This is a genomic window from Streptomyces sp. Ag109_O5-1 (assembly GCF_003814875.1).
GTDB lineage: Bacteria > Actinomycetota > Actinomycetes > Streptomycetales > Streptomycetaceae > Streptomyces > Streptomyces sasae.
The window spans coordinates 448,574-472,222 of sequence record NZ_RKQF01000001.1 but is presented as its reverse complement, the minus strand read 5'-3'; the positions used below and the strand labels follow the sequence as shown (position 1 = coordinate 472,222).

The 23,649-nt window shown below is 69.5% G+C and carries 21 protein-coding genes and 2 pseudogenes; 17 read left to right on the top strand and 6 right to left on the bottom strand.

Annotation, left to right across the window (positions count from 1 at the left end; all coding sequences use genetic code 11):
• Window positions 1-22 precede the first annotated feature (22 nt).
• The 6 genes from EDD90_RS02150 to EDD90_RS02120 all read left to right on the top strand — a co-directional run bounded on the left by EDD90_RS02150 (window position 23) and on the right by EDD90_RS02120 (window position 7,139).
• The gene (locus tag EDD90_RS02150; RefSeq protein WP_123971461.1) at window positions 23-1,351 is read left to right on the top strand and encodes a Dyp-type peroxidase; all 1,329 of its coding nucleotides are present in this window, start codon (window positions 23-25) and stop codon (window positions 1,349-1,351) included.
• 35 nt (window positions 1,352-1,386) lie between these two features.
• Window positions 1,387-2,556 (top strand): DUF4331 family protein, encoded by a 1,170-nt coding sequence (locus EDD90_RS02145; protein ID WP_123971460.1) that lies wholly within the window; start codon window positions 1,387-1,389, stop codon window positions 2,554-2,556.
• Window positions 2,553-3,644, top strand: coding sequence for a lipopolysaccharide assembly protein LapB (locus EDD90_RS02140; protein WP_123971459.1), 1,092 nt, complete (start codon window positions 2,553-2,555; stop codon window positions 3,642-3,644). Before EDD90_RS02145 ends, EDD90_RS02140 begins: the two co-directional genes overlap by 4 nt.
• Window positions 3,645-3,867: 223 nt before the next feature.
• Window positions 3,868-4,914 carry a zinc-binding dehydrogenase gene (locus EDD90_RS02135; RefSeq protein WP_123971458.1) on the top strand — a complete coding sequence of 349 codons (1,047 nt, stop codon included), beginning with the start codon at window positions 3,868-3,870 and terminating at the stop codon, window positions 4,912-4,914.
• 720 nt (window positions 4,915-5,634) lie between these two features.
• Window positions 5,635-6,840 (top strand): IS110 family transposase, encoded by a 1,206-nt coding sequence (locus EDD90_RS02125; RefSeq protein ID WP_123971457.1) that lies wholly within the window; start codon window positions 5,635-5,637, stop codon window positions 6,838-6,840.
• Window positions 6,750-7,139 (top strand): inositol monophosphatase family protein, encoded by a 390-nt coding sequence (locus EDD90_RS02120; RefSeq protein ID WP_123971456.1) that lies wholly within the window; start codon window positions 6,750-6,752, stop codon window positions 7,137-7,139. The genes EDD90_RS02125 and EDD90_RS02120 overlap by 91 nt, the downstream gene beginning before the upstream one ends.
• A 216-nt stretch (window positions 7,140-7,355) precedes the next feature.
• On the opposite strand, the pseudogene EDD90_RS02115 reads toward EDD90_RS02120, so the two are convergent.
• The 5 genes and pseudogenes from EDD90_RS02115 to EDD90_RS02095 form a co-directional block, all read right to left on the bottom strand.
• Window positions 7,356-7,802: pseudogene (locus EDD90_RS02115) on the bottom strand (CoA-transferase); the annotation flags it as partial.
• Between the two features lie 373 nt (window positions 7,803-8,175).
• Complete coding sequence (locus EDD90_RS02110; protein ID WP_123971455.1) at window positions 8,176-9,111, bottom strand: NADP-dependent oxidoreductase; 936 nt, start codon at window positions 9,109-9,111, stop codon at window positions 8,176-8,178.
• A gap of 23 nt (window positions 9,112-9,134) precedes the next feature.
• Window positions 9,135-10,559: a Na+/H+ antiporter gene (locus EDD90_RS02105; RefSeq protein ID WP_260327523.1), complete on the bottom strand. Its 1,425-nt coding sequence runs from the start codon at window positions 10,557-10,559 to the stop codon at window positions 9,135-9,137.
• A 193-nt stretch (window positions 10,560-10,752) separates the two neighbouring features.
• Window positions 10,753-11,124, bottom strand: a complete 372-nt coding sequence (locus EDD90_RS02100) for a DUF2255 family protein (protein WP_123971454.1) — start codon at window positions 11,122-11,124, stop codon at window positions 10,753-10,755.
• 88 nt (window positions 11,125-11,212) lie between these two features.
• Entirely contained in the window at window positions 11,213-12,229 is a 1,017-nt protein-coding gene (locus EDD90_RS02095) for a zinc-dependent alcohol dehydrogenase family protein (RefSeq protein WP_123971453.1), read from the bottom strand.
• Between the two features lie 236 nt (window positions 12,230-12,465).
• Between EDD90_RS02095 and EDD90_RS02090 the strand changes: the two genes are divergently transcribed.
• The 6 genes from EDD90_RS02090 to EDD90_RS02065 all read left to right on the top strand — a co-directional run bounded on the left by EDD90_RS02090 (window position 12,466) and on the right by EDD90_RS02065 (window position 16,580).
• Window positions 12,466-13,323 (top strand): helix-turn-helix domain-containing protein, encoded by an 858-nt coding sequence (locus EDD90_RS02090; protein ID WP_123971452.1) that lies wholly within the window; start codon window positions 12,466-12,468, stop codon window positions 13,321-13,323.
• 134 nt (window positions 13,324-13,457) lie between these two features.
• On the top strand, window positions 13,458-14,057 hold the full coding sequence (locus EDD90_RS02085; protein WP_123971451.1) for a flavodoxin family protein: 600 nt from the start codon (window positions 13,458-13,460) through the stop codon (window positions 14,055-14,057).
• Between the two features lie 45 nt (window positions 14,058-14,102).
• Entirely contained in the window at window positions 14,103-14,492 is a 390-nt protein-coding gene (locus EDD90_RS02080; RefSeq protein WP_123971450.1) for a nuclear transport factor 2 family protein, read from the top strand.
• Window positions 14,493-14,521: 29 nt separating this feature from the next.
• Window positions 14,522-15,223 carry a type 1 glutamine amidotransferase domain-containing protein gene (locus tag EDD90_RS02075; RefSeq protein ID WP_123971449.1) on the top strand — a complete coding sequence of 234 codons (702 nt, stop codon included), beginning with the start codon at window positions 14,522-14,524 and terminating at the stop codon, window positions 15,221-15,223.
• 45 nt (window positions 15,224-15,268) lie between these two features.
• Window positions 15,269-15,607 (top strand): MoaF-related domain-containing protein, encoded by a 339-nt coding sequence (locus EDD90_RS02070; protein WP_123971448.1) that lies wholly within the window; start codon window positions 15,269-15,271, stop codon window positions 15,605-15,607.
• A gap of 103 nt (window positions 15,608-15,710) precedes the next feature.
• Window positions 15,711-16,580, top strand: a complete 870-nt coding sequence (locus EDD90_RS02065; protein WP_123971447.1) for a helix-turn-helix transcriptional regulator — start codon at window positions 15,711-15,713, stop codon at window positions 16,578-16,580.
• A 183-nt stretch (window positions 16,581-16,763) separates the two neighbouring features.
• Here the strand turns inward: EDD90_RS02065 and EDD90_RS02060 are convergent.
• A pseudogene (locus EDD90_RS02060) lies at window positions 16,764-17,680 on the bottom strand (SDR family NAD(P)-dependent oxidoreductase).
• 178 nt (window positions 17,681-17,858) lie between these two features.
• On the opposite strand from EDD90_RS02060, the gene EDD90_RS02055 reads away from it, so the two are divergent.
• The 5 genes from EDD90_RS02055 (at window position 17,859) to EDD90_RS02030 (ending at window position 23,629) form a co-directional block, all read left to right on the top strand.
• Window positions 17,859-19,262, top strand: coding sequence for an IS1380 family transposase (locus tag EDD90_RS02055; RefSeq protein ID WP_123971446.1), 1,404 nt, complete (start codon window positions 17,859-17,861; stop codon window positions 19,260-19,262).
• Between the two features lie 498 nt (window positions 19,263-19,760).
• Window positions 19,761-20,186, top strand: coding sequence for a hypothetical protein (locus tag EDD90_RS02045; protein WP_260327522.1), 426 nt, complete (start codon window positions 19,761-19,763; stop codon window positions 20,184-20,186).
• Window positions 20,187-20,681: 495 nt separating this feature from the next.
• On the top strand, window positions 20,682-20,900 hold the full coding sequence (locus tag EDD90_RS02040) for a ferredoxin (RefSeq protein WP_123971444.1): 219 nt from the start codon (window positions 20,682-20,684) through the stop codon (window positions 20,898-20,900).
• Window positions 20,897-22,300 carry an NAD(P)/FAD-dependent oxidoreductase gene (locus EDD90_RS02035; RefSeq protein ID WP_123971443.1) on the top strand — a complete coding sequence of 468 codons (1,404 nt, stop codon included), beginning with the start codon at window positions 20,897-20,899 and terminating at the stop codon, window positions 22,298-22,300. The genes EDD90_RS02040 and EDD90_RS02035 overlap by 4 nt, the downstream gene beginning before the upstream one ends.
• 60 nt (window positions 22,301-22,360) lie before the next feature.
• Window positions 22,361-23,629 carry a cytochrome P450 gene (locus EDD90_RS02030; protein WP_260327521.1) on the top strand — a complete coding sequence of 423 codons (1,269 nt, stop codon included), beginning with the start codon at window positions 22,361-22,363 and terminating at the stop codon, window positions 23,627-23,629.
• Window positions 23,630-23,649 lie beyond the last annotated feature (20 nt).

Here is a 23,649-nt window from a genome sequence, read left to right as displayed (position 1 = left end):
TCACACAGTTCTGGAAGGCAACATGACCACGGCCAAGGGCAGCGCCCTGGAACTCGGCGACATACAGGCCGCCGCTCTCGAACCACGGCCGACGCCTTACGCGGGCTCCTACCTCGCCCTCCGCATCGACGAGCGCGGGCAGGGACGTGAGCTGCTGCGGCGGCTCACGCCGGCCCTCGACTCGGTCGCCACCTTCGACCCACGGCGACAGGTCTCGCTCGCGGTCGCGCTCAGTTTCCAGGGCCTGAGGGCCCTCGGAGTGCCCGAGGAATCGTTGGCCACCTTCCCCGAGGAGTTCCAGGAGGGCATGGCCGCGCGGGCGGCCGAGCTCGGGGACCTCGGGGACAGCGCCCCGGAGAACTGGGAGGGCCCGCTCGGGTCGGAGGACGTGCACGTCGTCCTCGCCGCCCTCGCCCCGGACGACGCCCGCCTGGAGACGATCGTCCTCCTGGTTCGCGACGCCCTGCGCGACCTGCCCGGCGTCGTCCCCGTGTGGCAGCAGGACGTGCACGTCGGGCCGGACGAGAAGGAACCGTTCGGCTTCCGGGACGGCATCGGCCAGCCGGCGATCGAGGGCACCGGGATCCCCGGCACCAACCCGCGCGAAGTCCCGGTCAAGGCGGGCGAGTTCGTCCTCGGGTACGAGGACGAGACCGGCGACGTGGCTCCCGTACCGCAGCCCGAGGCGCTTGGGCGCAACGGGACGTACGTGGTCTTCCGCAAACTGCACACCCGGGTGGCCGACTTCCGCCGGTACATCCACGAGCGCGCCGCCGACCGCGCCGAAGAGGAGCTGATCGCGGCCAAGTTCATCGGTCGCTGGCCCAGCGGCGCCCCGCTCGCACTCACGCCGGACAAGGACGATCCCGAACTCGGTGCCGACCCCGAGCGCAACAACGACTTCCTGTACGGCGACGACCCGCAGGGTCTCAAGTGCCCCGTCGGCGCGCACGCCCGGCGGATGAACCCGCGGGACGCGGTCGTCACCGGCGAGGTGTGCCTGCACCGCATGATCAGGCGCGGTACTACCTACGGTCCGCCCCTCCCTCCCGGAGTGCTGGAGGACGACGGCGCCGACCGCGGCATCATGTTCGCCTTCGTCGGAGCGCACCTCGCGCGGCAGTTCGAGTTCGTCCAGCGGCAGTGGGTGAACGACGGCAAGTTCATCGGAGCGCCCGACGAGAAGGACCCGCTGGTCGGCGGGAACGACGACGGCCGGTTCACCATGCCGCGCCGGCCGATCCGCCGCCGCTTCAAGGGGCTGCCGCCGTTCGTCGTCAACCGGGGTGGCGAGTACTGCTTCTTGCCCGGCCTGTCGGCGCTGCGCTGGATCGCCGACCTCGACACCTGACCTGCCCCACGAGCAGCACGAAAGGAACGTTTCTCATGGCTGACCACTTCTCCGGACCGCGTGCCATCACCGATCCCGCGTCCGACATCTGCGACGTCTACGCCTTCCCGAGCCCGGAGCGGCCGGGGAACCTGGTGCTCGTCCTCGACGTGCTCCCGGCCTCCGCCCCCACGGCCCTGTTCTCCGACGCGATCACCCACCGTTTCCGTGTCCGGCCCGTCACGTCCGTGACCGAGGGCGCCGCCCCGGCCTTCCACGTCGGCGAGGACGAGTACGTATTCGACTTCACCTTCGACGCCCCCCAGCAGCTCGACGGCACCGGCACCCGGGTGCAGACGGGCACGTGCCGGGCGCCGGGCGGCCGCACGGTCGCCTTCCAGGTCGGCAACGAGGTGCCCACCGAGGGCGAGGGCCTGAGGATCTTCGCCGGATCGCGGCTCGACCCGTTCTTCATCGACTTCCTGGGCGTGATCGCCACCGACATGACGGGGAAGCTGTCCCTCAGGCCGGAGGCCGACAACGTCCTCGCGGACCTGAACTGCCTGAGCATCGTCCTGGAGGTCGACGCCGCGGTGCTCGGCCCCGCCGCCGGCTCGCTGGTGGCGGTCGTCGGCGAGACCCTGACGGCCGGTGGTGCGCGCCCGCTCCGGCTGGAGCGCATGGGCCGGCCGGAGATCAAGAACGTGGTCCTGTCGAGCAGGAAGTACGACACCGTCAACCGCGATCTGGAGATCCGCGACCTCTACAACGAGGAAGACACCTTCGGCATCCGCCCCGACTACGAGGGGGCGTACCGCGCACGCTTCAACGCCAACCTGGCCTGGTTCGACGGCCTGGACGGCAAGACCGACTGGCCGCTGGACGAGCAGGGCGCCCACCCGCTGACCGACCTGCTGCTCGCGGACTTCCTCGTCGTCGACCTGGCCAAGCCCTTCTGCGAAGACGGCTGTTTCGAGATCGAGACCGCCCTGGCGGCCGGCCGGCCGCACACGACCTGCGGTGGCCGCTCGCTCAACGACGACATCGTGGACACCCTCTACACCCTGCTGGTGGGCGGCGTCGACGGCGAGCGGCTCAGCGACGGCGTCGACCGGGCGACCAAGCCGGCCACCCACACCTTCCCCTACCTCAACGCCCCCAACCCGACCCCGCCGGACCTGGGCGCCCGCCTGGCCGCGCTGATGCCTCCGCAGGAAGCGGCATGACCGGGGCGTCTCCGCAGACGTGCGAGCCGGTCACGACGAGCGGCACCATCGCCGTGACGAACCTGCACGGGCAGATCGACGGCCTGGCCGTACGGCTCGGCCGGACGGGTGCGGAGGGGGCACGGGGGGCCCGCGCGGCGGTGGCGGCTCATCTGGCGGTGGCCCAAGGGGCGGCCCTCATCGACCTCCTCAACCTCCGAGGCCACGTCCTCGGCCGCGTCGCCGACTACGAACAGGCCGCGCACCTCGCCGACCAGCTCGTCCAGCACGCCCCCGAGGACGCCATGGCCCTGCTCGCCCGGGCCAGGAGCCGGGCGACCCTGCACCACTTCGCCGAGGCCGCCGCCGACCTCGCCGCGGCGGACCGCGGCGGCGCGGACCAGGCCACCCTGGACGCGGAACGAGCCGTCATCCTGCAGGCCCTCGGTTGCCACACGGACGCCATGGCGCTGATCCACCGGGCGGAAGCGGGGCGGAGCCGCTTCACGACGGCCGGCGCGCTCGCCGTACTCCACGCGGAGTGCGGGCAGACCTCCGAGGCGGAGCGGCTGTTCGACCAGGCGCGACACCACTACCGGGGGACCTCGCCCTTCCCGCTCGCCCAGCTGGACTTCCGGCGCGGGGCGATGTGGCACCGCGAGGGCGATCTCGACGCGGCCCGCTCCTGCTACGAAGCGGCCCTGCGCCGGGTGCCCGGCTACGCGCCCGCCGTGGGCCACCTGGCCGAGATCGAGCTGTCGCGCGGCGCCTTTCACGCCGCGGTGACCCTCCTGCGCCCCCTCACCGGGACCAGCGACGACCCCGAGTACGCCGCCCACCTCGCGACGGCCCTGCACGCGGTCGGCCGGGCCGACAAGGCCGAGCAGTGGCGTGAGCGGGCGGCGGCGCGCTACGACGAACTGGTCCTGCGTCACCCGGAGGCCTACGCCGACCACGCGGCCGACTTCTGGCTCACCGTGGGGGCCGACGCCGACCGCGGGCTCGAACTGGCGCTGCAAAACCTCGCGTTCCGCCAGACAGCCCGAGCCCACGCCCTGTTCCAGCGCGCTGTCCTCGCGCAGAACTGGGTCGTGCCGGCCGCCCCCTAGCCGCCGGGCGGTGGCGGCCATGGGGCACCGACGGGGCCGGCCGGACGTCGGAGGGTGCCTTCGGCCGGCCCCGCCCCAGCAGACCGGGGGGAACCCAGCCCGGCCCGGCCCGGCGGTCGCGGCCCCGCTCTCTCGCCCCCCGGCAAGCCCCTCACCCGGCCGTGATCTCGCGGACGGCCACGGCCGTCCGAACCCGCAACCACTACCCAAGAAGGTTCGAACGATGGACACCATGCTGGCAGGACGCGTCCACCTGGACACGAAGAAGTTCCTCGTGGAGGAGATCCCGGTCCCCGAACCCGGACCGGGCGAGGTACTGATCGAGGTGAAGGCGGCCGGCGTGTGCCTCTCCGACCTGCACCTGATCGACGGCAGCATCTCACCGGTGCACCTGAAGTCCGACGTGCTCACCCTGGGGCACGAGATCTCCGGTGACGTCCACGCCCTCGGGCCCGGCCTCAAGCGCGGCCTCGCCGTCGGTACACGGGTCGCCCTGCAGGCGGGACAACCCTGCCGCGAGTGCGCCACCTGCGTCAGGGGCGGCAGGTGCACGTCGTTCCGCGGCCGCGGCGTCGACTACGACGGTGGCTGGTCCCAGTACACCGTCGCCCGGGAGGACACCGTCGTCCCCATCCCCGACGCGCTTCCCTTCGACCAGGCGGCGATCATCCCGGACGCCGTCTCCACCTCCTACGCGGCCCTCGTCGAGACCGTGCAGGTGCGTTCCGCACAGTCGGTGGGCATCTGGGGAGTCGGTGGCGTGGGGGCCCACGCGGTCCGGCTGGCCCGCATGATGGGCGCCTCACCGATCATCGCCGTCGACCCGCTGCCCGGTGCGCGCGAGCGCGCCCTCGCCTTCGGCGCCGACATCGCGCTCGACCCGACCGACCCCGGGTTCGCCGAAGCCGTGCTGCGGGCCACGGACGGCATGGGCCTGGACCACGCCTTCGACTTCGCGGGTGTTCCCCGGGTCCGGGAACAGGCGTCCCCCCTGCTCGGCGACCACGGCGCGCTGGTCCTGGTGGGTATCACCATGGAGCCGCTGACGATCTCGGAGAAGATGACGTTCAACCTGAAGAACAAGAAGGTGTACGGGCACTACGGGTCTTCGTTCGAGCACGTCTACGAGCTGATCCGGCTGGCCGGCAGCGGCCGTCTCGACCTGGCCCCGTCCATCACCGGCCACATCCCCCTGGCCGAGGCTTCCGAAGCGATCCACCGCCTGGAGCACAAGATCGGCGACCCGATCCGCCTCATCCTCGTTCCCTGACGACTCGACGGAGCACACGGGCGGGTCGGCCGCGCACTCTGCGGAGGCGTGCGGCCGGCGTCCCCACCACGGCCCACTCCACGGGCCAGCGGGCCTGTGAACAGCCGGAGCAGACGCTGGTCGTCCACTTCGACAGCAGCGAACGGCCGACGGGAGCGCAATCGGGAACGTGACCCGGGTCGGGGGTCGCTGATTCGACCATCAGGGCAAGTGGGGCCAGTGATACGCACGGTCGCTGGGCCGCCGATGGTGGGCCAGCCCGGGCTCGGGCTCCTGGACAGGGCCATGCCCCTCCAACCCGGCAGCATCGGCAGACCGGTTGGTCCTCACGGAAGCCGCAAGCGCCCAGAATGCAACCGTCGGCATCTGGCCACCGCCGTCCAGACTGAACCAGCAGGAACGCGTCGTGGCCATGAGACTGACCCGGAGCGTCGCCCAGGTCCGACCGTCGCTCGACTGGACTGCGGCGGATCCGACCACGCCAGCCCCGTTACCTTCTAGACGGCCCCGATCTTGGGGCTCCCGGCCTTCTGGCCCGGCATGACTTTTGCCCCCTGTCGACCATGACCCGGGGGGTGGTGTCACCGGGTCGGGAGGCGCCGGTAGATCGCTAATAGGGGCAGGAGCGCCGGCCCGCCGGCAACGCTCTTCGTAACGTGGTTGCCGGATGTCGGCGCCGTGCCTTGGCCGGGAAGACAAGACCCTCCCAGGAGGAGTGAAGTGATCGACATCCGCGACGTGGCCGTCTTCCTCGGCCTCGACGTCGGCAAGGGCGAACACCACGCCACGGGTCTCATGCCGGACGGTAGGAGCGTCGTCGACAAGCCGCTGCCGAACAGCGAGCCGAAGATACGGGCCATGCTCGACAAGCTCACGGCCAAGTACGGCCGGGTCCTGGTCGTCGTGGACCAGCCCGCCTCGATCGGTGCTCTGCCACTGGCCATCGCCCGCGACGCGGGCTGCGAGGTGGCGTATCTGCCGGGCCTGACGATGCGGCGGATCGCGGACCTCTATCCCGGTGAGGGCAAGACCGACGCCCGCGACGCGGCGATCATCGCGGACGCCGCCCGCACCATGCCCCACACGCTCCGATCGATCGAGCTCACGGACGAAACCATCGCCGAACTCCACATGATCGTCGGGTTCGACGACGACCTCGCGGGCGAGGTCACCCGGGTCGCGAACCGGCTCCGCGGCCTGCTCACCCAGATCCACCCGCACCTCGAACGGGTCCTGGGGCCACGCATCCAGCACCCGGCCGTGCTCACGCTGCTGGAACAGTTCGGCTCGCCCAAGGCGATCCGCAAGGCCGGAGGACGGCGCCTGATCACGCTGCTGCGGCCGAAGGCGCCCAGGATGGCCCAGCGGCTGGTCGAGGACATCTTCACCGCACTCGACGAGCAGACCGTCGTCGTCACGGGCACCGACGCGGCCGCGGTGATCGTGCCTAAGCTCGCGAAGAACCTGGCCGGCCTGCTCGACCAGCGCAAGGAACTGGCCTCGGACATCGAGGAGTTGCTCAAATCGCACCCTCTTTCCGAGCTCCTGACGTCGATGCCGGGGATAGGCGTCAGGACCGGAGCCAGGATCCTCATCGATGTCGGTGACGGCACCGCCTTCCCGACCGCGGGCCACCTCGCCGCCTATGCCGGGCTCGCTCCGGTGACCAGGCGGTCGGGGTCCTCGATCCGTGGCGAGAGCCCGTCCCGCAGAGGCAACAAGCACCTGAAACGGGCCTTCTTCCTCGCCGCGTTCGCCTCGCTGTCCGACCCGTCCTCCCGGGCCTACTACGAGCGGAAGAAGGCCGAGGGCAAGCGGCACAAGCAGGCCCTGATGTGTCTCGCACGCCGTCGCGTCGACGTGCTCTTCGCAATGCTCCGCGACGGCACGTTCTTCGAACCTCAAGCCACCCCCCAAGCCGCCTGAAACATCACCAATCAACCGACGCGCCCCTTGACGAAAGAGATAGGGGCACCCCCCGCAAACCGTCCACCGGGTCCGGCACCTGCCACGGCGCGCTACTTGTCGCGACCGGTCAGTTGGACACCTTCCTCCTCCTGGGAGCCGGTCCCTGGGACATCGCCCCGCTGATCCCCATCGTCCAAGAAGCCGGCGGCACCTTCAGTGACCTCGCAGGCCAGTACCGGACCGATACCGGAGCCGCCCTGTTCGCCCGCCCCGGACTCCACCAACAACTCCTGGACATCGCCGTGGCCACCAGATGAGTGATCCGGCCCGCGGATGCACGGTGGGTGGCCGCGGGGGCGGGCAACAAGCAGACGGCACTGGAGGTCATGATGGTGCGGTACCAACCTGACCCACATCTACACGAAACTCGGTATCCGTTCACGCAGTGAACTGGTCGCACAGTTCAGGGGCGACTGAGGCATGGACCGTGGGCACGAGGCTCCGTGGCCCAGGCAGCGGCTGGGAAAGTGTGGTCAGAAGGCGGCCGTGAGGGTGTCCAGACGTACCGGGGCCTGCGTGTGGGCTGTGATGGTCTCCGCGGTGACGCCGGGAGCGGTCTCGACCAGCGCGAGGCCGTCGTCGGTGATGTCGAGGACGCCGAGGTTGGTGATGATGCGGTGGACGCAGTGCTCGCCGGTGAGGGGCAGGGTGCACTCCGTCAGGATCTTCGGACTGCCGTCCTTGGCGGTGTGGTCCATGAGGACGATGACACGGCGGGCGCCTTGGACGAGGTCCATCGCGCCGCCCATGCCCTTGACCATCTTGCCGGGGATCATCCAGTTGGCCAGGTCGCCGCGTGCGGAGACCTGCATGGCGCCGAGGACTGCGGTGTCGATGTGGCCGCCGCGGATCATGCCGAACGACAGGGCGGAGTCGAAGAAGCTGGGGCCGGGCAGGACGGCGACGGTCTTGCGCGTCGCCGCCCGCGTAGTCACCCCGGCCCTCCCGCCGGACCTGGGTCAGCTGGCCGGTGCGCACGAGTGCCGGGTAGCGTTTCCGACGCGGGTGAGCCACGAAGGGTCGCGCATGCCGAAGTCGTCGCCGGTGATGGCGACGGTCCTGCGTCGCAGCTCGTCCAGCTTGAGGTCGCCGGCCACTCGGTGGTCAGGCTGTCGGGGTCGACGCCCGCGACGCGGAAGCGTCCGCCGGGCAGCGGCACGATCATCACCCCGCCCTGGGGGGTGTGGGCGCTGAACCCTGCCCCCGTGGACTTGGCCCGAGGCTCCTACTTCGTACTCAGGTGACCTCGGCTGCCGACGTGAGCGCAGTCCGCTGCCGTCCCCGATTCGATGCTCAGAACGTGAGCACCACTCGCCCTCGGAGGCCGCCTGCTTCAAGCAGTCGGTGCGCTTCGGGGGCCTGCTCGGCAGGCAGGGTCCGCGCGACCCGAGGGGTGAGGCTGCCCTTCTCCGCCAGTTCGCGCAGGCGGTCGAGCTTGGCGTGTTTGCGTGCGTACTGCGGCACAAAGGTGTTCCGGGTCTCGATGCCGCGTTGGGCGGGCACCTGGACGCCGCCGACCGATGATGCCACTCGGCCTCCGTCGCGTACCGCGCGGATGGCGAGGGAGGCGATGCCTGCGGTGTCGACGAGGCCGTCGACACCGTCGGGTATCTCCTTACGCACCAGCTCCGGGAAACCGGTACCTCGCAGCAGGACCACGTCGGCGCCGAGCTCCCTCACCAGCCGCTCGTCCTTCGGTGCCGCGTCGGCGATCACTCGGAAACCTTCTGCCTTGGCCAGCTGGACGGCGTAGCCGCCGACAGCGCCGGCTGCTCCCGTGACCGCCATGGTGGCGCCCGAGGGAAGGTGCAGCATGTCCAAAGCCATGCGTGCGGTCAGCCCGTTCATCGGCAGCGTGGCGGCCTTGACGGCGGTCGTGCCCGCCGGTATGCGGACCACCGACTCGGCGGGGACGATGAGGTGCTCGGCGTACGCTCCGTGTGTACCGGAGACGACCACGACGGCCATGACGCCGTCGCCGACCTGGAGGTCGGTGTCGGTTCCCTCGCCGATCTGCTCGACGACGCCGGCCGCGTCCATTCCCGGAACGTAGGGCGGCTCGGCGTCGGAGACGAAGGCGATTCCGCGGCGCACCAGCGTGTCGACGGGGTTGACCGTCGCCGCGCGTACCCGGATCCGTATCTCGCCCGGCCCGGCCTCGGGGACCGGAAGGTCCAGGACTCGCAGTACCTCGGGTCCGCCGAACGTAGTCAGTCCTATCGCCTTCATGGAAAGTCCTCCTCAGGGATGGGTCATTCGACCGCCGCGCCGCCGGACAGGCGGACCTCTTCGCTGTCGAGGGCGGCCTGGAGGCGGCGCAGTACGGTGTCGTCGATCCGGCGCTCGTCGCGGAGTCTGACGACGGTGGTGCGTTTGTTGGCGATGAGGGCCAGGCGCAGCGCGAGGTAGTCCTGGTGCTGGAGCACGGCGGGGTCGTCGTGGGCGCCCGCGCTCTTGGCCCGGGCGGATGCCAGGTGGGCCTCGTACTCCTGCCGAAGCCACTCGGTGATCTTCGGATCGCTCTGCAGGTCGGCGGCGAGCTGGGGCATCGCCTTGACGGCCTCTTCGATGGCGGTGGTCTCGGCGAGGTCGTGTTCCTCGTCGACCGATGTGTCGGGCGGCAGCTTCGCCCACCGCACCGCCACCGGCAGGAGCAGTCCCTGCACCACCAGCGTCACGAGGATGACGCCGGAGGTGACGAAGACGATGAAGCTGCGGTCGGGGAACGGCTCGCCCGAGTCGAGGGTCTGCGGGACCGAGAGCACCATGGCGAGTGAGACCGCGCCCCGGAATCCGGCCAGCCCGCTGACCACCCGGGTCCGGTGACTGACACGGAGCGTTCGTTGCTGGGGGCGGCGGTCTAGGGCGCGGACCAGGTAGGTGGAGGCGTACAGGAAAGCGAAGCGTACGGCGACGAGCACCACGCAGATGACACCGACCGCGATCAGCGCGTCCTGGAGGTCGGCGCGGCCCAGGTCGCGGACCGCGTACTGGAGTTCCACCCCGACCAGGACGAACAGGGCACTGTTGATGATGAAGGTGGCCAGTGGCCAGAACGCCAGTGCCTGCGTGCGGTGTTCGGCCTGGATGATGCGCGGGGCGACCTGGGACATGATCAGGCCGCTGACGACCACCGCGAGGACGCCGGAGGCTTCGATGAGTTCGGCCAGCAGGTACGCGGAGAAGGGCGCCAGGATCATGACGAGGTTCCCCAGCAGGGGATCGGTCAGGCGGCGTCGCAGGTTCATGTTGACCCACGCGACCGCCACCCCGACCGCGGCTCCACCGCCATAGGCGAGCAGGAACAGTCCGCCGACGTGCGGCATGCTCAGGTGTTCCTCGCCGACCGTGATGCCGGCGGCGAGACCGTAGACGACCAGGGCGGTGCCGTCGTTGACGAGGCTCTCCGCGCGCAGGATGGTGACCTGGCGGCGCGGCAGGGCGCGGGCGAGGACGCCTACCGCCGTCGCGTCCGTGGGCGCCATGGCCGCGCCGAGCACCCACGCCGGCCCCCAGGGCAGGCCTAGGGCATGCCCGGCCGCCGCGACGGCCCATGCGGTGAGGATGACGAGGACGGTGCTCAGCTGCAGGATGCCGCGCAGGTTGGTGCGGATCTCCCGCAGGGAGGTGGTCAGGCTCTCCCAGTACAGCAGCACCGGAAGGAAGAGCAACAGCACGACTTCCGGGGGAAGTTGTGCCTCCCGTACCGCCGGGATGAAGCCAGGGGCACGCCCGTCACGAGCAGGACGACGGGCGGAGCTATGCCCTGGCGCTGGCCCACGACGTTGCCCACCAGCACGGTCACGCCCAGGAGCACGACGAGTTCGAGACCGAGCAAGGTGCTTCTCCTGAAGGGGGAAAGAGTGCTGTTCAGCGGGGTACGAGCTTCAGAGTCGTGTCCCGCGAGGCCACCATGGGGTCGATGTAACCCGCGCCGTAGCGGCCGTACTTGGTGCGGTAGGCGGTGTCGATGCGGTCGTTGACGCCGGGGTCGGTGACCTCGACGAGGGTGACGTCCTTGTCGATGCCGCCGGAGCGGATACGGCCCTCGTGGCTGGCCCGGGCCGCCCGGTACCAGGCGTCGGCGCGGCCGCGGAAGGAGCGGACGTAGAGGTCGTCGCCGTCGCGGACGACCCAGATCGGCACGGGCGTGCGCGGCGTACCGTAACTGCGCGCGGGGGCCATCCGAAGTTCCTCGGCGTGCTCGATCCGGGTCAGTTCGTCGTTCGTCCAGCTCGTCATGGGTTTGCCTCCTTCACGACCGTGCGGCGGGTGAGCCCTCGCGGGCGGGAGCGCGGCCGGCGCAGCTCATGCCCACGAGGCGATCGGGTCAGGGCGTGAGGAGGGCCTTGATGGCGCGGCGTTCGTCCATCGCCTTGTAGCCCTCGGCGACCTGCTCCAGCGGCAGGGTGAGGTCGAAGACCTTGCCCGGGTCGATGTGACCGGACAGCACCAGGTCGATCAGCTCCGGCATGTAGCGGCGCACCGGGGCCGGGCCGCCGCGCAGGCCGACCTGGGAGAAGAACAGCTCCAGGCCGTCCACGGCCACCTCGTGCGGGATGCCGACGAAGCCGACGTTGCCGCCGGGGCGGGTGGCGTGCAGGGCCTGCCGCATGGACTCGGCGGTGCCGACGCACTCCAGGACCGAGTCGGCTCCGATGCCGTTCGTGAGGTCCTTGATCCGGGCGACGCCGTCCTCGCCGCGCTCGCTGACGATGTCGGTGGCGCCGAACTCGAGGGCGAGCTTCTGCCGGGACTCGTGCCGCGACATGGCGATGATCCGCTCCGCGCCGAGTTCCTTCGCGGCGATGACACCGCACAGGCCCACCGCCCCGTCACCGACCACGACGGCCGTCGAGCCCGGCTTGACCTCGGCGGCCAGCGCCGCCCACCAGCCGGTGCCCATCACGTCGGACACGGCCAGCAGGCTCGGCACCAGCTCGTCGGAGGGGTGCTCGTCGGTGGCCACCAGGGTGCCGTGGGCGTTGGGAATGCGTACGTACTCGGCCTGGCAGGTGCCCATGAACTCGCGGTTCAGACAGGAGGACTGCCAGCCCTTCTGGCAGTTCGCGCAGGTGTTGTCCGAGGTGGCGAAGGAACCGATCACGAACTGGCCCGGCTTGACGTTGGAGACCTCGCGGCCGACTTCCTCGACGATGCCGACGTACTCGTGCCCCATCGGGTGCGGATCACCGACCGGCTCCAGGCCGCGGTAGGGCCACAGGTCCGAGCCGCACACACAGGTGGCGACCGTGCGGATGATCGCGTCCGTCGGCTTGAGGATCTTGGGCTCGGGGGCGTCCTCCACCCGGATGTCACCGGGGGCGTGGATCACGGTTGCGCGCATGACTTTTCTCCTGATGCGTTTCTCGGGCTGCGGTGTCACTCGGACGTGACGGATTCGTCGACGATGGTCAAAGAGGTGTGCAGAAGCGCCGACGGCCTGTGAAAAACAATTATCGGTCTTTCACTCTGTCGCCGCCCGCATGGCCCGTACAGAGGAGAATTCCACCCCCGGAGAGATGTATCCAGGGACAAAACCTTCCTACCCAGCCGAGTGGCGGACAGCGCACACTGGCCAGTATGAACAGCAGCGTGCGCCGTAAGGAGCTGGGTCAATTCCTGAAGGCCTGTCGGGCCGAGCTCAGCCCCCGTACGGTCGGGCTGCCCGAAACCGACCGGCGCCGTCGCGTGGCCGGACTGCGCCGGGACGAGGTGGCCGTGCTGGCCGCCATCAGCACCGACTATTACACCCGCCTGGAGCAGGGCCGTATAGCCCCCTCCGCGTCCGTGCTGGCCGAGCTCGTCCGGGTCCTGCACCTCAGCGACGACCAGCGAGACCATCTGTTCGAGCTGGCCGGAAAGGAAGCCGGCCGGGCGCGGCGGCGAGCCCCGCAGAAGGCGCACCCCCGGCTGCGCACCGTGCTGAACGAGCTCAGCGTGGCCCCTGGTGTGATCCTGGGCCGGCATCTGGACATCCTGGCGTGGAACCCGATGGCCGCCGCTCTGTTCGGCACCGATTTCGCGAAGGTCCCCCAGCAGCAGCGCAACTACGTCCGGCTGCTCTTCACCGCCCCGGCCATGCGAACGCTGTACGCCGACTGGGAGGACTCCGCCCGCAACGCCGTGGCCGTGCTGCGGCAGCAGGCCGCGGCCTGCCCCGACGACCGGAGACTGGCCGACGTCGTCGGTGAGCTGTCGGTTCAGGACGACCAGTTCCGCCAGTGGTGGGGAGGTCGCCCTGTGGTGCCCCGGACCGGCGGCACCAAGGTGTTTGACCACCCTGTCGCCGGCGAACTCTCCCTCGCCTGGGACGCCCTCACCTGTGTGGCCGACCCCGATCAGCAGCTGATCGTCTGGAGCGCCGAACCCGACTCGCGTGCGTACGAGGGCCTGCGCTTCCTTTCCTCCTCGGTGGCGGCCACTGCCGTGAATTCTTGAAATCGGCAGGTGATTGTCGGCGTAAGCCAGGGATAACAAAGCCAGGGAGGAATCCTTCCTACCTTCGCTGTCGAATTCCGTGCCATGCTTCCAGAGCGCGATTCACGCAATCTTTTTCGAGGAGCAATACCCCCATGTCTGCCACCTCCCGTCCCACTGTCGCCGTCGCTTTCCATTCCGGCTACGGCCACACTGCCGTCATAGCCGAGGCCGTGGCGCGCGGCGCTGCGGAAGCCGGTGCCGAGGTGATCTCCATCCCCGTGGACACGATCACCGACGAGCAGTGGGCGCAGCTGGACGCCGCCGACGCCATCATCTTCGGTGCCCCCACCTACATGGGCACCGCCTCCGCCGCCTTCCACACCTTCGCCGAGACCAGCAGCAAGCGCTGGTACACCCAGACCTGGGCCGACAAGATCGCCGCCGGCTTCACCAACTCCGGTGCCAAGAACGGCGACAAGTCCTCGACCCTGGGCTACTTCTTCACCATGGCCGCCCAGCACGGCATGCACTGGGTCAGCCTCGGTGTGCAGCCGGGCTGGGCCTCCACCGAGGGCAGCGAGGACGACATCAACCGTCTGGGCTACTTCGTCGGTGCGGGCGCGCAGACTCCGGTCGATGCCGGCCCGGAGGCGGTCCACAAGTCGGACATCGCCACCGCCGAGGGCCTCGGTGCCCGCGTGGCGCAGCAGACCGCCTTCTTCCGCGCCGGCCGCGCCGCCCTCGCCGTCTGAACCCCAAGAACTCACCCGCAGCCTGACCCGCAAAGGAGCAGCACCATGTCCGACTCCCCGAACCTCGCTCTCGTCCGCCGGCTGTACGACTCCGGCATGGCCCCGGACGTGGTCGCCGAGGTCATCGACCCCGACATCGTCTGGGACATCACCCCTGGCTTCCCCTACGGCGGCCTCTACAGGACCTGGGCCAGCGTCGGGGCGGACTTCTTCGGCCGGCTCGCGCCGCGCTTCACCTCCTTCGGCGCGGTGGCCGAGGAGTTCTACGACACCGGTGAGCACGTCTTCGTCCGCGGCCACTACCACGCCGTGTCCAAGTCCGGCGAGGAGTCGGACGCGCGCTTCATCCACCTGTGGACGGTCGGCGGCGGCAAGCTCACCCACCTGATCCAGGCGGCCGACAGCCACGTCGTCCAGCAGGCCGCCAACAACTGACCGTTCGTACTCACTCCAGGGAGCACCCCATGGCGAAGATTCTCTTCCTCATCACCGCCGCCGATCACTGGACCCTGGCCGACGGGTTCGAGCAGCCGGCCGGTTTCTGGGCCGAGGAGGCCATCGGTCCGTACGGCGTCTTCAAGGAGGCCGGCTACGAGATCTCCGCGGCCACCCCGGGCGGCATCCCGCCGACCGCCGACCCGCTCAGCCTCACCCCGGACTTCAACGGTGGCGAGGAGGGCGCCGAGCGGATGAAGACGGCCCTGCACGAGGCCACCGAACTGGCGAACCCCGTCCGCATCGAGGACGTGAACATCGACGACTACGACGCCGTGTTCGTCCCCGGCGGCTGGGGCCCGATGGAGGACCTGTCCAACGACCCCGCGGCCGGCCAGCTGCTCAGCGACTGGCTTGCCTCCGGCAAGCTCGTGACGCTGGTCTGCCACGGCCCGGCCGCGTTGCTGTCCACCGTGGACGCCGACGGCAAGTCCCCGTTCGCCGGCTATCGCCTGACCGGTCTGTCCAACTCCGAGGAAATCCAGAACGGCCTCGCCGACCGGGCGAAGTGGCTGCTTCAGGACCGCCTCATCGCGGACGTGGGCACGGACTACCGCAAGGGCGAGGAGAACTTCGCCCCCCACATCGAGGTGGACCGCACCCTCATCACCGGCCAGAACCCCGCCTCGGCCGTCCCGCTCGCCCACGAAGTCGTCAAGACCCTCGGCTGACACCCCGCACCATCGCTCAAAGGCTCAAAGAAAGAGGTAATACCGATGGACAGCAACGCCACCCTTCCCAGCGTGGGTCAGACCTGGCAGGCGGACCTCGGCCCGGACAGCCCGCTCGGCCACTTCACGGTGGACATCACCTTCGACTCGCCGACCCAGGTCAGCTTCGAGGTGACGGGCGGCGCGATCAAGGGCCGGAAGCAGACGATGGAGTACACCACCACCCAGCTCCGCGACGGCCTCTACGTCGTGCGCTGGACCGAGCCCGACGCCGGCGACCACGTCACCCACATCGAGGACTACACCGAAGGCACCTGCATGGCCAGCTCCGTTATCGGAGGCCAATTCGTCCAGCTCCACGGGAAATGGACCCGCGTCCGCTGAACCCCTGGTGACGGGCACAGGCCGCGCGTCATCTTGAAGTGAGGACTTCCAGGGACAGATCTCTCCCCCTGACAACATTGTTCTCCGATGTCAGGGTGATGGCATGAACCGCGATCCTCACCGTCATGATCTGGGGGAATTCCTCAAGGCGCGCCGCGCCGAGCTCGACCCGGCCGCCGTCGGTCTGCCCGACGGCGGTTCGCGGCGTGTATCGGGCCTGCGCCGTGAGGAGGTCGCCGTGCTGGCGGCCATCAGCACCGACTACTACGCCCGTCTGGAACAGGGCCGTATCCAGCCGTCGCCGTCCGTGCTGGAGTCCCTGGCCCGGGTGCTGCGCCTGGACGAGGACCAGCGGGCCTATCTGTACGAGCTCGCGGCCAAGGAAGAATTCCGCCCGCCGCGTCGGCAGCCGCGCCTGAAAGCGCAGCCGCAGTTGCAGCGCATGCTCGACGACATGGCGCACACCCCCGCGTTCGTGATCGGTCCGCGCACCGAGATCGTCGCCTGGAACGCCATGGGTGCCGCCTTGGTCACCGACTTCGCGAAGATTCCGGAGAAGCAGCGTTACTACATCAGGCTGCTCATCACCGATCCGGCGATGCGCGAGCTGTACGCGGACTGGGAGGGCGTCACCCGGCTGGCCATCGCCCAGATGCGGATGCACAACACCAACAACCCCGGGGACAGGCAGCTCGCCGCCCTGGTGGGCGAACTCTCGGTCAGGGACGAGCAGTTCCGCCAGTGGTGGGCAGCCCACCACGTCGCCGTCCGGGACACCGGATCCAAGCATCTGCGCCACCCCGTCGTGGGGGACCTGCATCTCGACTGGAACGCCGTCACCTGGGCCGCCGACCCCGACCTGCAGATCATCGTCTGGACCGCCGAATCGGGCACCCCGACCCATGACAGCCTGCGCCTGCTGGCGTCCTGGGCAGCGGACCCCAGCCACTCGACCAGCGACAGCTCCGCCTGAGATCCCCTCGTGCAACCCACCCGTTCTGGGTGCCGATACCAATCGTGATGTCCCTGGCGACGCGTTCGCCCGCCGTCACGTCGCGCACGGCGAGGTGGCCTCCGCGCCCGTGCTGGCAAGGGCGCGGGCCGTCTCGGCGCCAAGGCCGCGAGGCGCCGGTGACTGACGCGGGCGTGGGGGGCGTCAGGGTGTGAGGATCCGGTCCTGTTCCACCGGGGGCGTGCCGTCGCGCCAGTCCAGGACCTTGCCGAAGCGGACCAACTCGCCGTAGAGGGCGGGATCGGCGGGCTCGGCGAAGACCAGGTCGAGTACGGCTTCGGCGGCCTGGGCCGGTGACTGGGCCTGGCTGTAGTCGCTGAACCACGGGCGGGAGGTGGCGGTGTCGACCATGCCAGGGCACACGGAGGCGATCCGGGTGCCAACCGCGAGGTCGTGTTCGCGGCGCTCGGCAGCGACCGCGTGAACGGCGGCGACCTGAGCCACCTTTGAGGGCACGTTTAGCCATACGGGCCAGCCCGCCTCCTGCGCGGTCCCGGTCTGGACGGCGCTGCGCCACCACTCGACAGCGGACTCGACCTGGTCGAGACTCGCGCCGTCGAACAGATGGTGCAGCCGGGGGTTGAGGTGCCCGAGTGTGCCCAGGGTGCTGGCCACAACGAGCAGCCGACCGCCCGGGCGCAGGACGGGGGCGAAGGAACGCAGGATCGCATGGGTCGCGGTGTTGGAAACGTCGATGAACTCGTCGGCCCGCTCGGCTTGTGACTCGTCGGGCAACAGCCGGGCCACGGCGTTGGACAGGACGATGTCGACCCCTCCGTGGCAGGTCTGCAGGTCCTCGGCGAGGGCGACGATGGCATCCTTGTCCGTGACGTCCAGGACGCGGCCCTCGACACGGGCTTGGGTGCCAGGCAGCCGTGTGACCTCGCGGGCGGCGGTGCCAGGCAGCCGTGTGACCTCGCGGGCGGCGTCCGTCACTCGTGATTGCGGCCAGTGAGCAGGACCAGGTCGTCCCGGTGCATACGGGCCGCCAGCCCTTCCACGAAGGCGCGGCCCAGTCCTTGATTGGCGCCCGTGGCGAGGGCGATTCGCGAGGTGTTCATGCAGACAACGCTAGGAACGTCGCCACCATGAGTCCAACGAAAGATCGGAAGGCCTAGCCTGCGCGTTTCACTTGCCGCGGTGTCCGGATCTTGAGCGAGAACGCGAAAGTGCCTTCTGAGCTGGGACGATGAGGCTTGTCTAAGGTCTCTGTCATCACAGCAGGAAGGCACTTTCTGCGTGCACACTACCGGGTCGCGCCCCAAGCTTGTCGTCTCGTCCGACGGGCGCGGGGTGGTCAGCCATGCCGGGTCCCGTCTGCTGGCCGATCTCGCCGATGCCACCGGCCTGACCGTCGCGTTCACCAACGCGCTGCGCCGACTGCGGCCTGGCGGGACGGGACACAGTCCGGGCAGGATCGCGGTGGATCTGGCGGTGATGCTCGCCGACGGCGGCGAGGCCATCACGGACCTGGCTCTACTGCGCGATCAGGCCGATGTGTTCGGTCCGGTGGCCTCCACTCCAACCGCCTGGCGGCTGCTGGCCGGTATCGATCCTGCCGCCCTCGCGGCACTGCGGGCGGCCCGCGCCGCCGCCCGCGAAGTCGCTTGGATGCAGGCCGCCGACACCGGCCCTGGGATACCCGCGGCCCACGCGGGCGGACGCGACCTTGCGGGCCTGGTCCTGGACATCGACGCCACACTCGTCACCTGCCACTCCGAAAAGGAGCAGGCGGCAGCCACCTATAAACGCGGCTTCGGCTACCACCCGCTGCTGTGCTTCCTGGACAACACCAAAGAAGCCCTGGCCGGAGTGCTGCGGCCGGGCAATGCCGGCGCCAACACCGCCGCCGATCACATCGCCGTCCTCGAGCAGGCCCTGGCCCAGATCCCCGACGCCCACCGCCACGGCACCGACATCCTCATCCGCACCGACAGCGCCGGAAGCGCCAAGGCATTCCTGCACCACATACGCGCCCTGCGCTCGCGCGGCATCCGGACGTTCTTCTCGGTCGGACATCCCGTCACCGAACCGGTCCGCCGCGCGATCCGCGCTCTGCCCGGGCGTGTCTGGCATCCCGCGCTGGAGCAGGACGGCTCCCTGCGCACCGGCGCGGCGGTCGCCGAGCGGACCGGCCTTGTGGACCTGGACGGCTACCCCGAGGGCACGCGGATCATCGTGCGGCGTGAGCGCCCGCATCCCGGCGCCCAGCTATCCCTGTTCGACCTCGACGAAGGCATGCGCCACCAGGTCTTCCTCACCGACACCCCCTACGGGGAAGGCTCATTGCAGCACCTGGAAGTACGCCACCGGGCGCACGCCCGCGTCGAGGACCGCATCCGCTGCGGCAAGACCACCGGCTTCGGCCGCTTCCCCTCCCGCCACTTCGCTATCAACCAAGCGTGGCTGGAGTTGTCTCTGACCGCCATCGACCTGCTCGCCTGGACGCGCACTCTGCTGCTGGAAGGCGAACTGGCCACCGCCGAGCCGAAGAAGCTCCGCTACCGGCTGCTGCACGCAGCTGCCCGCATCACCCGCGGCGGTCGCCGCCTGCACCTGCGGATCTCCGCGACCTGGCCCTGGCGAAAGGAGCTGACCAGCGCATTCGCCCGCCTCGCGGCCCTGCCACGGCCGGCCACCTGAACCGCGGCACCGCCCCTGACCACCCACGACCCTAGGAATTCTGGAGAACCCGACCCGCGCGTCGGGCCCCGGCCATGCCCACCCGGCCACGAGCAACCGAAACCACCGCTTCACCGTGACCCGACCAGCTCAGCCAGGCGAAGTGAAACGCGCAGGCTAACCTCGGCAAGCGCCGCTATCACCGCTTCCCGCGGTGTCGGAGTACGGAAAGGCCCGTACTCCGACAAGCCGTTCAGGCCGAGCACGGAGGCGGCCTGCTTGCGGACGATGGGCACGTCGGCGCAGTCGAGGGCGAAGTCCAGGCCCCGTCCGCCGGTGGCCGCGTTTCGCCTTGGCGGAAGCGTGGATTGCGGCGGTGGTCGCTGCGGGCGGTGGTGAGGTCTTCCAGGAACCCGGCCAGCCTGGGAACGGTCTGTGTGGCCACCCGTATGGCGGCCTCCTGACGTATGTGTTGGAGTTGATAAGGACCCTTTTGCGAGCAATCGGAAAGGTGGGGCCATGACGGAGGCGACGGACCACATCACCCAATTGACGGATCGGGCGAAGCACGCGCAAGAGCAAGTGCAAAGTGCCATCACCAAGAACCGGGAGCAGTTGTCGGCTGCGGTCGAACAGGCTCAGCAGGAGGCGGAACAGCAGGCAGAGGAACTCCGCCGTGAGGCAGCCGAACAGAAGGCCGCTGCCGCTGCGTCACTGGAAGAGGCAAGGAACAAATGGCAGGAGCATGTAGCGACGGCCAAGATCCGTTTCCAGGAGCGCAAGGCCGAGCATGACGTGAAGCGTGCCGAGCACAACGCGGAGGATGCTGAGGACTATGCGTCGTTCGCGATCGACTACGCCGCCTCGGCGATCCTGGAGGCGGAATCCGCTTCATTGGAAGCGTTGCTGGCCCGTGCGGAGGCCGAAGCCCTGGCCAGCAGATAGCCAGGCCGGGATTTGTGTGCACCGGCATGCACTGCGTGACCTCCCAGAGCCGCCCGGCCCCGCAGGCGGTGCGTGACCTGCAGGCTGCGGGTTCACGGTCGTCGAGCGGCCGAAGCCGACGATCCGTATGACTTTCGGCCGGCTCGGTCGGCCGGGGCCGTATTGTCTCCACAAACGCTGATGATCATGGTGGCCCTCTGTGCGGGCAGGCACTCCGGAAGCAAGCCCCACGGGACGTGCACGAACCGGTCAGTGATCAAGAACGACAGCTGCCCTGAGAGATTTTCAGGGCGGAACGGCCGGGGCAAACCTTGATGCCGACGCCATCGGATGTGTACCGCGACCTCGGGACCGTGAGGCTCACCGGCAGTGAGCGTCACCGCGAAGGTACCGCCGTGGCGAAGAAGATCGAACATACGGGTGCTCAGCGGTGGCGTCGGCGGGGGCGACGGGTGGGCTGTCCAGCTGGGCGGCAGAGTCGGAAGGAGTCTGCCCATGCGGATCGCCGTGGACCTGAATCGGTGCCAGGGATACGCACAATGCGTGTATTTGGCGCACGAGGTCTTCAGATTGACTGGCCAGGAAGGCCTTACCTACGAGCCGAACCCCGATGACGAGCGGCGCCTGCAGGTTGAGCGAGCCGCTGCGGCGTGTCCGGTGCAGGCGATCGTGATCGACCGCTTGGACGGCACGGAGGGGAGCGCGAAGTCATGACCGTGCGGGCAACGGTCGCAGAGCTGGTGCGGGAGTTCAGAGCCAACGGCCGGATCGTCATCGTCGGTGCGTCCCTGGCCGGACTGCGGGCCGCCGAAGCTCTGCGTGAGGAGGGCTTCACCGGGTCTCTGACCATCATCGGGGACGAGCCGTACGAGCCCTACGACCGTCCCCCGCTGTCCAAGCAGGTGCTCAAAGGCTGGGTGCCGGCCGGCCACACCAAGCTGCCCCGCCTGCGAGAAGTGAATGCGGAGTGGCGGCTCGGGGTGGCCGCCACCGGGTTGGACCGGGCCGCCAAGCAGGTGCACCTGGCCGACGGCGAGCAGATCCCGTACGACCGGTTGCTGATCGCCACGGGCACCCGGGCGCGACAGTGGCCGAACCCGGACGAGGCCGCCCTGGACGGGGTCTACACGCTGCGCTCGCGTGATGATGCCGCACAGCTGCAGAAGGCGCTGGCCGAGTCGCCGTCGCGGGTCATGGTCATCGGCGCCGGGTTCATCGGCTCGGAGGTGGCCTCCGTCTGCCGGGAACTCGATCTCCCGGTGACCGTCGTCGAGCGGGGCTCGACGCCGCTGGTCGGCGCGCTCGGCGGGGTGATCGGTGAGATCGCCGCGCAGATGCAGCGCGACCACGGCGTGGACCTGCGCTGCGGGCTGGGCGTGTCGTCACTGGAGGGCGACTCCGGCGGACACGTGCGGCGTGCCCATCTCTCGGATGGAGCCACCATCGACGTCGACGTGGTGGTGGCCTCGCTGGGGTCGATCCGCAACGTGGAATGGCTGGAGGGCGCCGGGCTGGCGTCCGGTTTCTGGGGCGTCGGTTGCGACGCCGGCGGTCGCGCCTTCGACATCAACGGCGTGATCACCGACAGCATCTACGTGGCAGGGGACGTGGCGCGCGCGCCCCACGTGCTGTACGAGTACCAGTTCCTCGCGATGGAGCACTGGGACAATGCCGTTCTCGGCGCCGAGGCCGCGGCCCACAACATGGTGAACCTCGAGCCCCACTACCGCCCGCATCTGTTGCTGCCCGGCTTCTGGTCCGGTCAGTTCGGCGTCAACATCAAGTCCGTCGGCGTGCCGCCTTTCGGCGACGAGATCGTCTTCACGCAGGGGTCCGTCAAGGAGCGCCACTTCGCCGCCGCCTACGGTCGCCGCGGCCGCATCGTCGCCGCCGTCACCTTCGATCACGGCAAGTGGCTGGAGTACTACGGGAAGCTGATCGAGCAATCGGGTCCGTTCCCGCCTCCGCCGCCGGGCTGGGACCAGCCCCCCGACATGAAGCCGATCCCGGCCGAGTTCCCGCAACCCGGCGTCCCGACGGCGATCCCTGACGTCGTCCTGACCGGCCACGACCCGAGCGAGCGGAGGGCCGAGTTCCGGTCTCGCCCTCGTTGACGCGCCCGCCGGATGGGCGTGCAAGCGGACAGCATCGACAGGAAGAAGGAGGGGAGCCTCGTGGTCGAGGAAACCCCCTGGCAGCAGGCCCTCCGCTACGCCAACCGCGCCAATCCGTACCCGTTCTACGCGGAACTCCGCAGGACACCGGTGGCGCGGCAGCCGGACGGCACCTATGTCGTCAGTACCTACCAAGAGATCGTCGCGCTGCTGCACGACCCCCGGGTCAGTTCGGATGTCAGGAAGCTCCCCGTCCCGGTTGCGGCCCCGGCCGAGGGCTCGGCGGAGGCCGAGCCGATCACGGAGGCGGTCATCTCTTTGGAGCCGAACATCATCACCCAGGATCCACCCGAGCACGATCGAGATCGCCGGATGATGACGCCGCGTTTCGTCGGTCCGCCCCATTCCCCTCACCTGATCTCCGACCTGGAACCCGAGATCCGCCGCATCGTGGACGGCCTTCTGGACAACATGCAGGGCAAGACCCGGTTCGATGCCGTCGACGAGTTCGCCTACCCCCTGCCGGTGACCGTGATCTGCAAGGTCCTGGGCGTGCCGCTGGAAGACGAGCCACGCTTCCACAGCTGGATCGAGACGGCCCTGGACGCTTTGGATTTCGGCCCCGAGGCTGCCTCCGAGGAGATGCAGAGCCGACTGGCCGGGGGTCGCCGGGCCGTGAAGGAGTTCGGGCAGTTCGCAGCTGAGCTGCTCGACCGGTACGCCCAACAGCCCGGCCCGGGCATGCTCTCGGCGTTGGTGAACGAGGACGGCCCGGAAGGGGGGATGTCCAAGGGCGTGCTCGTGAGCAATGCTTTGCTCCTGATCTTCGCCGGGCACGAAACCACGGTCAATCTCATCGCCCACAGCGTGCTCACCTTGCTGCGGCACCCCGACGCGCTCGAGAAGCTGCGCCGCCGGCCCGAGCTGATCGTGCCCGGGGTCGAGGAGTTGCTGCGCTTCGAGTCGTCGGTCCAGTTCTGGCACACCCGCTCCGCCGTGGAAGACATCGACATCGCAGGCACCACCATCCCGAAGGGCGCGCCGATCTTCCTGGCATACGGCTCGGCGAACCGCGACCCGAAGCGGTTCGCCAACCCCGACGAGCTTGACCTCGAACGCCGGGACAACCAGCACCTCGGGTTCAGCCAGGGTATCCACTTCTGCTTCGGCGCTCCGCTCGCGCGGCTCGAGGTCCAGGTCGCGGTCGGCGAGTTCGTCCGCCGGGTGGAAAACCCCCGGCTCGTAGAGGACCCACCGCCGTACCGCCACAACCAGATCTTCCGCGGCCCGCGCCATCTCCTGGTCGACATCGACGGGATCCGCGACTGACTCGGCATGCGTGAAGGATC